This is a genomic window from Alsobacter sp. R-9, from assembly GCF_054612375.1.
The window spans coordinates 91,305-105,012 of the sequence record NZ_JBTSWJ010000009.1; the positions used below are offsets into that span (position 1 = coordinate 91,305).

A 13,708-nucleotide genomic window follows, 5' to 3' on the forward strand; every position below is an offset into this window, starting at 1 on the left:
CCAAGGCTGTGATTTCCTATGCCCCCATCATATTCCGCAATGCGGCAAGCCGGGGGCAAGCCGTCTACCCCAGCTCCAGCAGGGTCTTGCGGACCGTGAGGCGGGAGACGACGGCGGTGACCGCCGCCACGACTCCCGCGATGGCCGCGATGGCGAGATAGCCGCCGCGCCCGAGGTCGAGGGTGCCGAACAGCGCCTGGATCTGGGTGCCGCCGGGCGTCGCCACCACGGTCCCGGCCAGGATGCCGGCGCCGATGAAGAAGGCCGCCGCGCACAGGCCGCCGATGGCGCCGCCGCGCAGGCCGAGCCTCAGGAAATGCTTCTGGAACTCGCGGGCGATGTAGTCGTCGCTGGCGCCGACGAAGTGCAGCACCTCGACGATCTCCCGGTTGCCCGCCATGGCGCCGCGCGTGGCGAAGACGACGGCGAGCCCCGTCGCGGCCAGCACCAGCCCCATGATGCCCAGACCCAGCAGGACCAGCGTGTTGGCCATCGTGGCCAACCGGTCGATCCACAACCGGTGATCGTCCAGTGTCGCGCCGCGGACCACGTCGGCGAGCCCTTTCCGCAGGGCGGCGAAATCGGGCCGCTTCTCGGCGTCGATCTGGAGGACGACGATGCGGGGAACCGGAAGCTCGTCGAAGTTGAGCCCGGTGCCGAGCCACGGCTCCAGCAGCCGTTCCGATTCCGCCTTCGTGTAGGCACGCACGGCCGTGACGCCGGGGGTGCCGCGGGCGAGATCGACCGCGCGGGCCACGTCCTGCTCGACGTCGCGCGACGGCGTGGGGCGGATCTGGATGGTCACCTCGCGCGCCACCTGCGAGCGCCAGCCGGCGGACGCCTCGGCCACCAGCTGCGCCGCGCCGGCGGTGAGCCCGGCGAGAAACGTCATGATGGCGATGACGGTGACGAGCGAGCGGCCGGCGATGGAGGCCGCCGGCACGAGCGCCTGCTGCCCGCCGAAGTCCTCGGCGTCGTGCCGGTCTCCGCCGCGGTCGAGCACCCGCGCGACGACGGCCTCGGCCCGCTCCCGCAGCGTCTCAATCATAGACATGCAGGCGGCCTTCCCCGAGCACCAGCCGGCGGGCGGCGTCGAACTGGTCCATCAGGGCGATGTCGTGGGTGGCGATGACGATGGCGGTGCCCGCCTTGTTCAGCTCCACGAAGAGGCGCAGCAGGCGCCGGGCGAGCGAGGGATCCACGTTGCCCGTGGGTTCGTCGGCGAGCAGGAGCTGCGGCTGGGCGATGAGGGCGCGGGCGATGGCGGCGCGCTGCTTCTCGCCGCCCGACAGCACCGGCGGCAGCACGTGCATGCGTTCGCCGAGGCCCACCCAGCGCAGCAGCTCCACCACCTCGGCGCGGTACGACGCCTCCTCGCGGCCCTGCACGCGCAGGGGGAGGGCGACGTTCTCGTAGGTGGTGAGGTGCTCGAGCAGCCTGAAGTCCTGGAACACGACGCCCATGCGGCGGCGCAGGGCGGTCAGGGTGTCCTTGTCGATCCCGGCGACATCGTGGCCGAAGAGGTTGATCAGCCCCCGCGTCGGCTTGAGCGCGAGCAGGATCAGGCGCAGGAGCGTGGTCTTGCCGGCCCCGGACGGGCCCGTGAGGAACTGGAACGACTGGGGCTCGATGCTGAAGGTGATGTCGCGCAGCACCTCCGGTCCCATTCCGTAGCGAAGGCCGACGTTTTCGAACCGGACCACCGTCACTCCGTTAACTTCGCGCCGCGGACGACCGCGATCTTCACCGTCCGTTAACGATAGCGGCCCACGAATGCCTCATCGCGACCGGAGGGCCGGGTCGGAAGCCGCCACCTGATTCGCCATGCTCATCGTCTGCCCGTCCTGCGCAAGCACTTATTCGCTGACGCCCGAGCAGCTCGGGGCGGGGCGCAAGCTGCGCTGCGCCGCCTGCCGGCACGAGTGGTACGCCACCCCGCCAGCCGAAGAGGCGGCGCCGGCGGACGCAAGCGACCCCGCCGGGATGTCGATCGACGCGCAGGCCTTCTCCTCGGCCGCCGAGCCGCCGCCGGTCGCCGAACCTGCCGCCCCGGCCTCTCGCAAGGGCCGCGCAAAATCCTCGAAGCCGCGCGTGCCGCTGCGCGAGAGGCTCGCGCCCCTGCTCTCGCGGTTCCACCTGCCGCGTCGTTTCTCGCCGGCCCACGCGGCGGCGGCGGCCATCTTGCTCGTGGTCGCGGTGGCCGTCGTGCAACGCAAGGCCGTGGTGCGGCTGATGCCGCAGACGGCGAAGATCTACGCCGCCATTGGCCTGCCGGTGAACCTGCGCGGGCTGGAGTTCCGCAGCGTGCGGTCCTCGGTGGTGAACGACGCCGACCAGCGCATTCTCGTCGTCGAGGGCGAGGTCAGGGCCATCGCCCCCGGCACGACCGAGGTGCCGCGCCTGCAGCTCAGCGTGCGCGGCGCGGATGGACAGGATCTCTACTCGTGGACCGCGGACGCCCCGCGGGCCACGCTCGACTCCGGCGACAGCGTGCCCTTCCGCGCCCGCCTTGTCGCGCCGCCGCCGGAAGGACACGACGTTCTCGTACGGTTCGTCGAACGCGATGCCCGGGTCGCCACCCACTAGGCCGGGACAGGCAGGAGCCGAACCATGACCGAGCAGCGCCGCGTGAAGGTGCTCTTCGACGAAGACACCATCGCCCGCCGGAACGCGGAGATTGCCGCCGAGATCGCGGCGCGCCAGCCGCGGGACCTGCTCGTCGTCGCGGTGCTGAAGGGCAGCTTCATGTTCGCCGCCGACCTGATCCGCGCCATGCACCGGGCCGGCCTCGCGCCGCAGGTGGAGTTCATGCACCTGTCCAGCTACCGCGCCTCCACCGTGTCCTCGGGCGCGGTCGCGATCCTGCGCGACGTCGACAGCGAGGTGCGCGACCGCGACGTGCTGCTGGTCGACGACATCCTCGAATCCGGCCGCACCATCGCCTTCGCCAAGGACCTCCTGGCCGCGCGCGGGGCGCGGGTGTTGACCTGCGTGCTGCTGGAAAAGCCCGGCAAGCGGGCGGTCAGCGTCGAGCCGGACTTCGTCGGCTTCGAGTGCCCGGACAAGTTCGTCGTCGGCTACGGCATGGACGTGGCCCACTCCTATCGGGAACTTCCGTTCATCGGCGTCGTCGAGAAGGACGAGGACGCCCCCTCCACGGCGAAGTGAGCGGGCGGGGGAGGCAGCGCCATGGCCATGATCCTGATCGCCGACGACGAGGAGCCGCTGCGCGGCTTCGTGGCGCGGGGCCTCCAGCTCGACGGGCACACGGTGCACGCCGCCGAGGACGGGGCCGAGGCGCTCGACATGCTGATGGTGCCGGGCGCCGCCTACGACCTGCTGCTCACCGACATCCGGATGCCGATCATGGACGGGATCGCGCTGGCGCTGGCCGCCGCGCAGGCCCGGCCGGACATGCCGATCATGCTGATGACGGGCTATGCCGACCAGCGCGAGCGGGCCCGCAACCTCGACGCGCTGATCCGCGACGTGCTGACGAAGCCGTTCTCCCTCTCCGACCTGCGGGCGGCCGTGCGCCGCGTCCTCGACGGCGACGCGCCTCCCGTCTGAGCCCGGCTCAGGCGTTCGCCCACCAGATCCAGCCGTTGAGCACCGTGGCGAAGGACACCCACGCGAGATAGGGCGCCAGCAGCCATGCCGCCGGCCGGTCGAGCCGCGCGAAGAGCGCGATCGTCACGGCGATCATGACGGCGAAGGGGATGATGACCCCGAGGCCGAGGCCCGGGCTCTGCAGCCCGAAGAACGACGCCGACCACCCGACATTCAGCGCCAGCTGGACGAGATAGGCGACGATCGCGGCGCGGCGCGCCGGGCTCGGCGGCGTCTGCAGCACGCGCCAGAAGGCGAGCGCCATCATCGCGAAGAGGATCGTCCACACGGGGGCGAAGAGCCAGTTCGGCGGATTGAACCACGGCTTCGCGAGCCCCGCGTACCACGTCGGGATGTGCGGGCGGGTCACCATCCCGCCGATGGCGCTGGCCGCGACCGACAGGATGCCGGCCAGCACGCCGTGTCCGATCGCGCGCCCGCGGCCGCCCGTGCCCGTCGTCCCGTCGAAAGCCGTCATGCCGCGCGATCCTCCTGGTCCGCCCGGAAGATAGGGCACCGGCGGCCCCGTGTCGCGCAGGGCTGCGGTGCCGGCGGATCACGGTGGCGAAATCCCGGCTTTATCCGCTGCGCGTCCTCTGGTTCAGTGCGGCTCCCGATCCGGAGCCGCATGATGACCGACCGCAGCAAGAACCGTCCCTCCTGGAGCAAGCGCACCCTGGGGGCGCAGGCGCTGGGGACCATCGACGAGGCGACGCGGGCCGTCGTGCCGCCGATCCACGTCGCCACGACCTTCATCCGCGATCCGGACAACCAGTATTCCTCCGGCTACGTCTACGGCCGGCCCGACAACGCCACGATCCGCGAGGCCGAGGCGGTGATCGCGATGTGGGAGGAGGCCGAGGCGGCGATGCTGTTCGGCTCGGGCATGGCGGCGGCAACGTCGGTGTTCCTGGCGCTCGCGCCCGGCGACCATGTGGTCGCGCCGACCGTGATGTACTGGGCGCTGCGCAACTGGCTCATGAACGACGCGCGCCACTGGGGCCTGGAGGTCGAGCTCGTCGACACGGCGGACGTCGATGCCGTCCGCAGGGCGATGCGGCCGGGACGGACGAAGCTCGTCTGGCTGGAGACGCCGTCGAACCCGCTGTGGGGCATCAGCGACATCGCCGCGATCGCGGCCATCGCGCACGAGGCGGGCGCCCGGCTGGGCGTCGACTCGACGGTGGCGACGCCGGTCTTCACCCGGCCGCTGACGCTCGGCGCCGACATCGTGATGCACGCCGCGACGAAGGCGCTCAACGGACATTCCGACGTGGTGGCGGGGGCGCTGGCGGCGCGCCGGAAGGACGCCTTCTGGGATCGGATCGCGTCCAACCGCAAGTCGCTCGGCTCGATCCTCGGCCCGTTCGAGGCCTTCCTGCTCATGCGCGGCATGCGCACGCTCGACCTGCGGGTCCGGGCCGCGTCGGCGGCCGCCGCCGACCTCGCGCAGCGCTTCGCCCGTCACAGGCTGGTGGCGGAAGTGCTCTATCCGGGCCTGCCGTCGCACCCCGGCCATGACGTCGCGGCGCGGCAGATGACGGGCGGTTTCGGGTCGATGCTGTCCGTGCGGGTCAAGGGCGGCGAGGCGAGCGCCGTGGCGACGGCCGCGGGGGTCGAGCTGTGGAAGCGCGCGACATCGCTCGGCGGCGTCGAGAGCCTGATCGAGCACCGCGCGTCCATCGAAGGGCCGGGCAGCCCCTGCCCGCCCGACCTGCTGCGGCTGTCGGTCGGGATCGAGGACCCCGACGACCTGTTTGCCGATCTGGACCGCGCGCTGGCGCGGGCGCACGGCGCCTGAGGGCTCAGCCCTTCGTCAGCAGCGTCTCGATCTCGCCGATGGGATGGCGGACGTAGTCCTTGGCCATCTCGCCGACGACGATCGCGCGCATCTGCGGCGACATGTCCTCGCGCAGCACGTGCAGCGTCTTCGGCGGCGCCACCACCACGAGGCGAGTGGCGTCGTCGGCCTCCTGCAGCAGCCGCGCCACGGTCGTCACCGTCTGGCGGGCGAAGGCGCGCTCGGCCTGTTCGTGCCAGTCCGTCTGACCGGTCGTGCTGCCGCCGGCGCCGTTGGCGGGGCGGGTCAGCACGGGACGGTCGGTGCCCTGTTCGGCGGTGCGCGGGTTCTCGGGCGCCTCGAGCACGTGGCGCACCGAGAAGTTCGGCAGGTCGTGGTCGCCGTCCTGGTGCAGCAGCAGCGCCTTGCGTCCGTCGCTGACGAGAATCCACGTGCCGTGGCTGATGCGTGCGGTCGTCATCGGGTCGTCTCCCCGTTTCCTGTCGGGGGAAGATTGCCGCGGCCGTTCGGTTCCGTCCTCGATTCAGATCAAGGAGCGTGCACGGTCAGGCGTTGCCGCCGTCGAGCAGCCGGCGGGCGATCACCTGCGCCTGGATCTCGGCCGCGCCCTCGAAGATGTTGAGGATGCGGGCGTCGCAGAGGACGCGGGAGATCTCGTACTCCAGCGCGAAGCCATTGCCGCCGTGGATCTGCAGGGCGTTGTCGGCTGCAGCCCAGGCGATGCGGGCGCCGAGCAGCTTGGCCATGCCGGCCTCGAGGTCGCAGCGCTTGCCCTCGTCCTTCGCCCGTCCGGCGAAGTAGGTGAGCTGCCGGGCGATGTTCACCTCGACCGCCATCATGGCGAGCTTGTCGGAGACGCGCGGGAAGGCGATCAGCGGCTTGCCGAACTGGATGCGCTCCTGCGCGTAGCGCATGCCGAGGTCGAGCGCCGACTGGGCCACGCCCACCGCGCGGGCCGCGGTCTGGATGCGCGCCGATTCGAAGGTCTGCATGAGCTGCTTGAAGCCCTGGCCCTCGACGCCGCCGAGCAGGTTCGCCGCCGGAACCTCGAAGGCGTCGAAGGCGAGCTCGTACTCCTTCATGCCGCGGTAGCCGAGCACCTCGATCTCGCCGCCGGTCATGCCCCTGGCCGGGAAGGGGTTCTCGTCGGTGCCGCGCGGCTTCTCGCCGAGCAGGATCGACAGGCCCTTGTACCCCGGCTCGTCCGGGTTGGTGCGCACGAGCATGGTCATCACGTCGGCGCGGACGGGGTGGGTGATCCACGTCTTGTTGCCGGTGACCCTGTAGACGTCGCCCTCGCGCACCGCGCGGGTGCGCAGGGAGGCGAGGTCGGAGCCGGTGTTCGGCTCGGTGAAGACGGCCGTCGGCAGCACCTCGCCCGAGGCGATGCGCGGCAGCCAGTGCGCCTTCTGGTCGTCGGTGCCGCCGCACAGGATCAGCTCCGCGGCGATCTCGGAGCGGGTGCCGAGGGAGCCGACGCCGATATAGGCGCGCGACAGCTCCTCGGAGACGACGCACATCGACACCTTGCCGAGGCCGAGCCCGCCGAACGCCTCGGGCAGCGTCAGGCCGAAGACGCCGAGCTCGGCGAGCTTCTCGACCACGTCCATGGGGATGTAGTCGTTCTTGAGGTGCCACTCGTGCGCGTGGGGCAGCACCTCCGTCTCGGAGAACTTGCGCATCTCGGCGCGGATGGCCTCCAGCGTCTCGTCCAGGCCGGCATCGCCGGTGGTGGCTGCACCCTGCGAGGCCCGCATCAGGTCCACGAGCCGGGCCCGGTGGGCCGGCGTGTTGCCCTCGTCGACGAGGATGTCGATGGCCGGGACGCGGCGGGCCGCGACGGCGGCCGGCGACAGGCCGAGCGCCGGGAGGCGCAGGATCTCGCCCTGGCTCATGGGGATGCCGCCGAACACCTGCGCGCAGTACTCGCCGGCACCGATGGCGATCAGCAGTTCCTCGGTCTCGCCGAGCCGCCCCTCCGCCGCCAGCCGGCGGCCGTAGGCGCCGAGCTCCCGGACGGCCTCGGCATAGGTGGCGAGCCAGGCGAGGCCGTGGCACGCATGCTGCTCCTGCTCGACGAGCGCCGCCGAGATCCGGCCGTCCTGCAGCACGGTCTTGCGGACGGCGGCAACGGCATCGCCGAGAAGCGCGTTCAGCGCGGCGCCGGCATCCTCGGCAAGGCCGGTCCAGTCGCGGCGGGCGGGCATGTCGGCGGCGGCGGGGCGCAGCATGGGGCTCTCCGGCTCATCTTGCGATGCAACATCATCTATCGCACCGCAGCATGGCTGCGATGCGTCTTTGGTTCAATGGGGCCTTCGGCGGAGAGCCGGGTGCCGGGTTCAGCGTCGGCGCGTGGCCAGCGCGACGCCGACGGCCGTCACCACCAGCCCCACCACCTGGACCGGGAGCATCCGCTCCCCGAACAGCAGGAAGGCCTCCAGCGCTACGGCGGGCGGCACGAGGTAGATCAGCGTCGCGGCCCGCGACACGGCACCGTGCCGGATGAGCAGCAGCAGCAGGCCGATGGCGCCGATGGAGAGCGCCAGCACCGACCACGCCATCGTGGCGATGACGGTCAGGTTCCACGTGATCTGCATCGGCTCGATCAGCATCGCGACCGGCAGGGTCACCGCGAGTGCACCGACATACTGCAGCGCCGTCACGGTCCGCAGGTCGCCGGTGGCGATGAAGCGCTTCTGGTAGAAGGTGCCGAAGGTCACCGAGACCATGGCGATCACGTTGACCAGCATGGGGCCGACGACGGCGGCCAGCGTCTCGCGCGACACCGTCTCGAGCTGCGGCTCCAGCACCAGCACGATCCCGACGAAACCCAGCGCGATGCCGATCCACTGCGGGCGGGTGATGCGCTCGCCGAGCAGGGCCGGGGCGAGCAGCGCGGTCAGGATCGGCTGCACCGCGGCGATGAGGCCGGAGACGCCCGTCGGCAGGCCCTTTCGGATCGCCCACCAGACGCCGCCGAGGTAGATCGCGTGCAGCAGCACCCCCGACACGAGCGCGTGCCCGGCGTTGCGGCCACGGGGCCACGGCGCGCCGACGACGGTCGCGATGGCCGCGATGACGAGCGCGGCGAGCGTGTAGCGGATCGACAGGAAGGTCAGCGGGTCGGCATAGGGCGCCCCGAAGCGGGCCGAGATCCACCCCGTGGACCAGATCAGGACGAAGACGACCGGCGCGACGCGGAGGAGGGTCTGGGTGCTGGGCAAGGCGGCGTCCGGGGTCTGCGGCGGAAGGAACGCTTGATAGCGCGCGGCGTTGCGGGGGTCGAGCCGCCGTCCGGCGGCCGCAATCGCGGCCGCGTTCCCATTCCGGCCCGCGTTCACATCCGGGCGAAGCGCTTGTGCCGGGCCGCCGGAGGGCCAATCTTGGGAGGGTGGCCACCGCCACGGAGACAGCCTCGCCGATGCTCAGCCTGCCGCGAATCGCCTGGGACGCCTACTGGCGGTTCGTCGACGACGACGGCTGGGCCATCGCCTCGCACATCGCCCTGTCCGGGCTCATGTCGCTGTTCCCGTTCCTGATCTTCGTCACGTCGCTGGCCGCCTTCTTCGGCTCGCAGAACCTCGCCGACGAGGCGGCGAACCTGATCCTCGACGCCTGGCCGGAGCGCGTCTCCGGCCCGATCGCCCGCGAGATCCACAACGTCCTCCTGAACACGCGCACGGACGTGCTGACGGTGGGCGTGGTGCTGGCGGTGTACTTCTCGTCGAACGGGGTGGAGGCGCTGCGCATCGCGCTCAACCGTGCCTATGGCCTCAAGGAGCTGCGGCCGTGGTGGCTGACGCGGCTCGAATCGATCGCCTACGTGCTCGTCAGCGCCGTGACCATCCTCGCGCTGGCGTTCCTCGTGGTGCTCGGCCCGCTCATCTGGTCGACCATCGTGGCCTACGTGCCGGCGCTGGAGCCCTATTCCTACACGGTGACGCTGGTGCGGCTCGGATCGGCGACGCTGATCATCGTGGTCGCGCTGCTCGTGGTGCACCTCTGGCTGCCCTGCGGGCGACGCCGCCTCGGCGAGATCATGCCGGGCGTGGTGGTGACGGTGGTGCTGTCGCTGGCCTACGCCATCGCCTTCGCGGCTTACCTGAACCAGGCGGGGCAGACCTACGTCACCACCTATGCGGGCCTTGCCTCGGTGATGATCGCGCTGGTGTTCCTCTACGCCATCGCCGCGACGTTCATCTACGGCGGGCACATCAACGCCGTGCTGCTCGGCCGATCGCAGAAGAAGGTGCCGTGCCCGCCCGAGGCGGCGGGCACCGCGGAGGTGTCGGAAGGCCGGACCTGACCGGACCGGCGCGCCTCAGCGCGCCGCCTCGATCACGTCGTCGGTGCTGCGCAACCCGGTGCGCGGCGAGTTCACCAGCACGGCCATGTTGCCCGGGGCGTGCTGGTTCTTCCACATCTTGGTGTGCGCCACCGGGATCTGCTCCCAGGGGAACACCTCGCTCATGCAGGGGTCGATCCGCCGGTCGACGACGAACTGGTTCGCCGCGGCGGCCTGTTTCAGGTGCGCGAAGTGCGATCCCTGGATGCGCTTCTGCCGCATCCAGACGAAGCGGGCGTCGAAGGTGAGGTTGAAGCCCGTCGTGCCGGCGCAGAACACCACCATGCCGCCGCGCTTGGCGACGAAGCAGGAGGTGGGGAAGGTCGACTCGCCCGGGTGCTCGAAGACGATGTCGACGTCCTTCTTGCCGGTGATGTCCCAGATCGCCTTCCCGAACTTGCGGGCTTCCGCCATGTAGGCGTGGAACTCGGGCGAGTTCACCTTGGGCAACTGGCCCCAGCAGTTGAAGTCCTTGCGGTTGATCACGCCCTTGGCGCCGAGGCCCAGCACGTAGTCGCGCTTCGACTCGTCGGAGATGATGCCGATGGCGTTGGCGCCGGAGGCTGCGCAGAGCTGCACGCCGAACACGCCGAGGCCGCCCGAGGCGCCCCACACCAGCACGTTGTCGCCGGGGCGCACGGTGTGCGGCGCGTGGCCGAACAGCATGCGGTAGGCGGTGGCGAGGGTGAGCGTGTAGCAGGCGCTCTCCTCCCAGGTGAGGTGCGCCGGCTTGCGCATCAGCTGGCGCGACTGCACCCGGCAGAACTGCGCGAAGGAGCCGTCCGGCGTCTCGTAGCCCCAGATGCGCTGGGACGGCGAGAACATCGGGTCGCCGCCGTTGCACTCCTCGTCGTCGCCGTCGTCCTGGTTGCAGTGGATGACGACCTCGTCGCCCACCTTCCAGCGCTTCACCTTGCTGCCGACGGCCCAGACGACGCCTGCCGCGTCCGATCCGGCCACGTGGAAGGGCAGCTTGTGGCCGTCCAGCGGGGAGATCGGCTCGCCGAGGGCGGCCCAGACGCCGTTGTAGTTCACGCCGGCCGCCATCACGAGGACGAGCACCTCGTCGTCGCCGATGCTCCAGGTGGGAACGGCCTCGAGCTGCATGGCGCTCTCGGGCGGTCCGTGACGGTCCTTGCGGATGGCCCAGGCCCACATCTTCGCCGGGACATGGCCCAGCGGAGGGATCTCGCCGATATCGTACAGGTCCTTGGTCGCGGGCTGCTTCAGTCCGGTTTGTGCGGCCACGGGTCGTCCTCCGTCCGGGTTTCCCCGGATTATAGGAGCCATGTTGCAGTGCGCCATAGGCCGAAGTGAGAACGTCCCGTCCTGCCAAGGTCGAGGCTGCACGGTTTCCCTCAGTTTGAATCGAAACCGCGTCCGGTGGTTTACGCGCATTAAGGATTTCCCGGCCATGATCTGCCCATCGGGTCGATGCAAGGGCCGCCCCCATGCTCGCGTCGCTTCAGCTCTCCACCCTGCCGGTCGAGACCATCGGGTCCGTCCTCCTCGTCCTCATGGCGTCCAGCGTCGTGTTCGGCTGGATCTGCGACGCCATTCTGGGCGATGCGGGGCCAGGCCTTGGGCCCAGCTGCTTCCTCGCCTTCGTCGGCATGTGCGTCGGCCTCTTCTGCTGGGGTACCGTGACCCCGGTGCGGACGTCCGACACCCTGCTGATGACGTGGACGGCGATCGGCTCCGCCTTCGGCGCCGTGCTGGCGACGGCCTTCGTGCGGCGCCTCACCCCTTGAAGGCCTGCGCGAGCCGTCCCTTGATCCGGCGCCGGGCGACCTAAGTACGATTGGCGCGGATGGTCCTTGCTCCGGTATGATGCAGTGCAGCATCCTGGAGAAAGGGCCCCGTCGGGGCCGAGACCCTGCCGGAGGACATCCGCATGAGCCGCGACACCGCCAGCCGCGACGCCGGGCGCCCCGAGCGCGACACGGCTGAACGCGACAAGCCCTGGATCTTCCGCACCTATGCGGGCCATTCCACCGCGGCGGAGTCCAACAAGCTCTACAAGGGCAATCTCGCGAAGGGCCAGACGGGTCTCTCGGTCGCCTTCGACCTGCCGACCCAGACCGGCTACGACCCCGACCACGTCCTGTCGCGCGGTGAGGTCGGCAAGGTCGGCGTCTCGATCGCCCATCTCGGCGAAATGCGCACGCTGTTCGACGCCATCCCGCTCGCCGAGATGAACACGTCGATGACGATCAACGCCACGGCCGCATGGCTGCTGGCGCTCTACGTCGCCGTCGCCGACGAGCAGGGCGCCCCTCGCGACCGGCTGCAGGGCACGACGCAGAACGACATCATCAAGGAATACCTGTCCCGCGGGACCTACGTGTTCCCGCCGGCGCCCTCGATGCGGCTCGTCAAGGACGTGATCCTGTTCACGACCCGCGAGATGCCGAAGTGGAACCCCACCAACGTCTGCAGCTACCACCTGCAGGAGGCGGGGGCGACGCCGACGCAGGAGCTCGCCTACGCGCTCGCCACCGCCATCGCCGTGCTCGACACGGTGAAGGCGTCCGGCGTCTTCTCCGACGCCGACTTCGGCGAGGTCGTCGGGCGCATCTCGTTCTTCGTCAACGCCGGCATGCGGTTCGTCACCGAGCTGTGCAAGATGCGGGCGTTCTGCGAGCTGTGGGACGAGATCACGCTGGAGCGCTACGGCATCGCCGACGAGCGGCACCGCCGCTTCCGCTACGGGGTGCAGGTGAACTCGCTCGGCCTCACCGAGCAGCAGCCCGAGAACAACGTCTACCGCATCCTCATCGAGATGCTCGCCGTGGTGCTGTCGAAGAAGGCGCGCGCCCGCGCCGTGCAGCTGCCCGCCTGGAACGAGGCGCTGGGCCTGCCGCGCCCATGGGACCAGCAGTGGTCGCTGCGCATGCAGCAGATCATGGCCTTCGAGACGGACCTGCTCGAGTACGGCGACCTGTTCGACGGGTCGCGCGAAGTCGACCGCAAGGTGGGCGAGCTCAAGGAGGCGGCGCGCGCCGAGCTCGCCGTGATCGAGGCCATGGGCGGGGCCATCGCGGCCGTCGAGAGCGGCTTCATGAAGCGGGCGCTGGTGGAATCCAACGCCCGGCGCATCGCCGGCATCGAGGCTGGCGGGCAGATCGTCGTCGGCGTCAACAAGTGGCGCGAGACGGAGCCCTCGCCGCTGACGGCGGGCGAGGGGGCGGTGCTCACCGTGCCCGAGCAGATCGAGATCGAGGCCATCGGCCGGCTGCGGGCGTGGCGGGACGCGCGCGACGCGAAGGCCGCCGAGGCGGCGCTCGCGGACCTGCGCGCCGCGGCACAGGAGGGGCGCAACGTCATGGAGCCCTCCATCGCCTGCGCCCGCGCCGGCGTGACGACCGGCGAATGGGGCGAGACGCTGCGCGAGGTGTTCGGCCAGTACCGCGCGCCGACCGGCGTCACGCCCGAGACGCGGACGCTCGAGACCGAGCGCGAGGTGAAGCTGATGGTCGCCGACCTCGCCGCAAAGCTCGGCGAGACGCCGCGCATCACCGTCGGCAAGCCGGGCCTCGACGGTCATTCCAACGGCGCCGAGCAGGTGGCCCTGCGCGCCCGCGACGTCGGTTTCGGGGTCACCTACGACGGCATCCGGCAGACCCCGGCTGAGATCGTCGCCAAGGCCCGTGACACGGGGGCCCACGTCATCGGCCTGTCGATCCTGTCCGGCTCGCACGTGCCGCTGGTGCGCGACGTGATGGCACGCCTGCGGGCCGAGGGCCTCGGGCACATTCCCGTGGTCGTCGGCGGCATCATCCCGCCCGACGACGAGAACGTGCTGCGCAACATCGGCGTCACGGCGGTCTACACGCCCAAGGACTACGCCATGGACGAGATCATGAAGGACATCGTCCGGATCGTCGCCCGGGCGCCGCGCGCCCCGGACGAGACCGACGCGACACCCGCCCGCCGCGCCGCGCGGCGGTAAG

General features: G+C 70.7%; 14 protein-coding genes. 7 read left to right on the forward strand and 7 right to left on the reverse strand.

Going from position 1 to position 13,708, the window contains the following annotated elements; genetic code table 11:
* Positions 1–64: 64 nt before the first annotated feature.
* Together ACX9GQ_RS15465 and ftsE are read right to left on the reverse strand one after the other, a co-directional pair.
* Entirely contained in the window at positions 65–1,054 is a 990-nt protein-coding gene (locus ACX9GQ_RS15465; protein ID WP_459630456.1) for a cell division protein FtsX, read from the reverse strand.
* On the reverse strand, positions 1,041–1,703 hold the full coding sequence (gene ftsE, locus ACX9GQ_RS15470) for a cell division ATP-binding protein FtsE (protein WP_459630457.1): 663 nt from the start codon (positions 1,701–1,703) through the stop codon (positions 1,041–1,043). Before ftsE ends, ACX9GQ_RS15465 begins: the two co-directional genes overlap by 14 nt.
* Before the next feature lie 121 nt (positions 1,704–1,824).
* Here ftsE and ACX9GQ_RS15475 point away from each other — a divergent pair, with 121 nt between their 5' ends.
* The 3 genes from ACX9GQ_RS15475 to ACX9GQ_RS15485 are packed head-to-tail and all read left to right on the forward strand — an operon-like array spanning position 1,825 to position 3,570.
* Positions 1,825–2,586, forward strand: a complete 762-nt coding sequence (locus tag ACX9GQ_RS15475; RefSeq protein ID WP_459630458.1) for a DUF3426 domain-containing protein — start codon at positions 1,825–1,827, stop codon at positions 2,584–2,586.
* A gap of 24 nt (positions 2,587–2,610) precedes the next feature.
* Complete coding sequence (gene hpt, locus ACX9GQ_RS15480) at positions 2,611–3,168, forward strand: hypoxanthine phosphoribosyltransferase (RefSeq protein WP_459630459.1); 558 nt, start codon at positions 2,611–2,613, stop codon at positions 3,166–3,168.
* Between the two features lie 21 nt (positions 3,169–3,189).
* Positions 3,190–3,570: a response regulator gene (locus ACX9GQ_RS15485; RefSeq protein ID WP_459630460.1), complete on the forward strand. Its 381-nt coding sequence runs from the start codon at positions 3,190–3,192 to the stop codon at positions 3,568–3,570.
* Between the two features lie 7 nt (positions 3,571–3,577).
* On the opposite strand, the gene ACX9GQ_RS15490 is transcribed toward ACX9GQ_RS15485, so the two are convergent.
* On the reverse strand, positions 3,578–4,087 hold the full coding sequence (locus ACX9GQ_RS15490; RefSeq protein WP_459630461.1) for a TspO/MBR family protein: 510 nt from the start codon (positions 4,085–4,087) through the stop codon (positions 3,578–3,580).
* 153 nt (positions 4,088–4,240) lie between these two features.
* Here ACX9GQ_RS15490 and ACX9GQ_RS15495 point away from each other — a divergent pair, with 153 nt between their 5' ends.
* Positions 4,241–5,410, forward strand: a complete 1,170-nt coding sequence (locus ACX9GQ_RS15495; protein ID WP_459630462.1) for a trans-sulfuration enzyme family protein — start codon at positions 4,241–4,243, stop codon at positions 5,408–5,410.
* Between the two features lie 4 nt (positions 5,411–5,414).
* Here ACX9GQ_RS15495 and ACX9GQ_RS15500 read toward each other — a convergent pair whose 3' ends face one another.
* The 3 genes from ACX9GQ_RS15500 to ACX9GQ_RS15510 form a co-directional block, all read right to left on the reverse strand.
* Positions 5,415–5,870, reverse strand: coding sequence for a baeRF12 domain-containing protein (locus tag ACX9GQ_RS15500; RefSeq protein ID WP_459630463.1), 456 nt, complete (start codon positions 5,868–5,870; stop codon positions 5,415–5,417).
* 85 nt (positions 5,871–5,955) lie between these two features.
* Positions 5,956–7,641, reverse strand: a complete 1,686-nt coding sequence (locus ACX9GQ_RS15505; RefSeq protein WP_459630464.1) for an acyl-CoA dehydrogenase family protein — start codon at positions 7,639–7,641, stop codon at positions 5,956–5,958.
* Positions 7,642–7,749: 108 nt separating this feature from the next.
* Positions 7,750–8,634, reverse strand: coding sequence for a DMT family transporter (locus ACX9GQ_RS15510; RefSeq protein ID WP_459630465.1), 885 nt, complete (start codon positions 8,632–8,634; stop codon positions 7,750–7,752).
* A gap of 167 nt (positions 8,635–8,801) precedes the next feature.
* Between ACX9GQ_RS15510 and ACX9GQ_RS15515 the strand changes: the two genes are divergently transcribed.
* Positions 8,802–9,716, forward strand: a complete 915-nt coding sequence (locus ACX9GQ_RS15515; RefSeq protein WP_459630466.1) for a YihY/virulence factor BrkB family protein — start codon at positions 8,802–8,804, stop codon at positions 9,714–9,716.
* A gap of 15 nt (positions 9,717–9,731) precedes the next feature.
* On the opposite strand, the gene ccrA is transcribed toward ACX9GQ_RS15515, so the two are convergent.
* Complete coding sequence (gene ccrA, locus ACX9GQ_RS15520) at positions 9,732–11,003, reverse strand: crotonyl-CoA carboxylase/reductase (RefSeq protein WP_459630467.1); 1,272 nt, start codon at positions 11,001–11,003, stop codon at positions 9,732–9,734.
* Positions 11,004–11,206: 203 nt separating this feature from the next.
* Here ccrA and ACX9GQ_RS15525 point away from each other — a divergent pair, with 203 nt between their 5' ends.
* Positions 11,207–11,506: a hypothetical protein gene (locus ACX9GQ_RS15525; RefSeq protein WP_459630468.1), complete on the forward strand. Its 300-nt coding sequence runs from the start codon at positions 11,207–11,209 to the stop codon at positions 11,504–11,506.
* Positions 11,507–11,649: 143 nt separating this feature from the next.
* Positions 11,650–13,707 (forward strand): protein meaA, encoded by a 2,058-nt coding sequence (locus tag ACX9GQ_RS15530; RefSeq protein ID WP_459630469.1) that lies wholly within the window; start codon positions 11,650–11,652, stop codon positions 13,705–13,707.
* Position 13,708: the final 1 nt, after the last annotated feature.